The sequence below is a fragment of the Photorhabdus sp. RM323S genome, assembly GCF_042879375.1.
GTDB classification, from domain to species: Bacteria; Pseudomonadota; Gammaproteobacteria; order Enterobacterales; family Enterobacteriaceae; genus Photorhabdus; species Photorhabdus tasmaniensis.
The window spans coordinates 1-1,450 of sequence record NZ_JBHFKZ010000145.1 but is presented as its reverse complement, the minus strand read 5'-3'; the positions used below and the strand labels follow the sequence as shown (position 1 = coordinate 1,450).

Genomic DNA, 1,450 nt, shown 5'->3' with positions numbered 1-1,450 from the left:
TCGATCCACATCATCGGATCGGGGGCATACTGATACAGGTTTAATCCACCTGCCAAGCCAATCGGATCTTCGGGTCGATCCCGATGCCATCATACGGTTTAGGCCACTTTTCCCCTTGATTTAGCCGCCTTTTTCTGCGCCGGCTTTTCCCACCCTGTTAAAGAGCGTTCCAACTCGCCCCGACGGGCACTTTCTCGATTTTAGCTCACTTTTTCCCCGATATCATAACCGGTTTTATGAGTTAAGGGGAACAAATGACGAGGAAGCGTATCAGATCAAAGATGCCATCGGTAAGCTCCAGTCCGCGCTGGCTTACCGTGGGTATGCGCCACGGTAGATCATGAAGAAAGCCGGAAGATCACAGAGATCTTCCGGTTTCAAATTTTATTTATTAAGGTATTAAATCAACTTCCCTTTATATCAAGTAAATAATTAAGTTTTGGTTTCCATATATTTTCCCATTTACTTTCTATATCTATTGAATAATTCTTTATATGGTAATAATCATTCTCATCATGATGAGATAGAAAGCATTGTTCAACGCAACTAATAATCCATTCCAATAATTGTTTAATTTCAAGATCATTATCATAACTTAAGAAAAATTCAGCAATTTCAATAAATTCCGTCATCAGATTCGGGCAAAAAATGGACTCTTCAAATAATGAATAACAAAATGTTCCCTCAATTAAATCATCCTTATTTTCTAGAAGGCGAAGTTTAATATTCTCATTCATATCAGCAACCTGGTCCTTTTCTTTTTGCCGCTTTAATTGATTTTTTCTCATTATAGGAGCCATCTAAATTGAACACTCCTTTGGACTTATCCAATGATGAAAATGTCTCGTAGTGATCTTTGTGAAGATTATCTAAATAAAAATAATCACTTTTCTTAAAAACTATGCCTTCAACTTTTACTTTGCCTGTAAATTTATAAATTTCAGCCCCTTGAAATTTCTTTCCAGTTGTTTGGGCTGCATCACCGACGATTTCAAGAAAACTCCATCCCCAAGGATCGATCCACGTCATCGGATTCGGCGCATACTGATACAGATTCAATCCACCTGCCAACCCAATCGGATCGGGCGTAATAAACCGGCCTGTCTCCGGGGCATAATACCTGAACGTATTAAAATGCAGCCCGGTCTCATTGTCAAAGTATTGGCCCGCATAACGCAGGTTTTGCCTGAAATCATAGTCGGTTGATGACAGGGCCGGATCAGTGAAGTAAGCCAGCGGCGAACCATCCAGTTCGCCAAAAAGGCGATATTTTCCCGCCCATGCTATTTTCCCTTCCTCGTTCGTGACTTCCAGCGGCGCACCGTTGATATCAGTGTGGTACCAGTAGTAATTGTGCCGGGCTCCCCGCGTGACGATACTGGCCAGCGGGGTGTAGCTGTCATGGGATTCATAGCAGTAAGTCTGGGTTTCGCCACTTTTCGAGTCACGC

Annotated in this window: 2 protein-coding genes; both read right to left on the bottom strand. The window is 42.1% G+C overall.

Features of this window, described 5'->3' with window-relative positions; genetic code table 11:
* Positions 1-404 precede the first annotated feature (404 nt).
* A complete protein-coding gene (locus ACGF7G_RS22300; protein ID WP_387468465.1) occupies positions 405-737 on the bottom strand; it encodes a hypothetical protein in 333 nt (110 codons plus the stop codon).
* Between the two features lies 1 nt (position 738).
* On the bottom strand, positions 739-1,450 hold a 712-nt coding region (locus ACGF7G_RS22295), incomplete at its 5' end, for an RHS repeat-associated core domain-containing protein (RefSeq protein ID WP_387468463.1).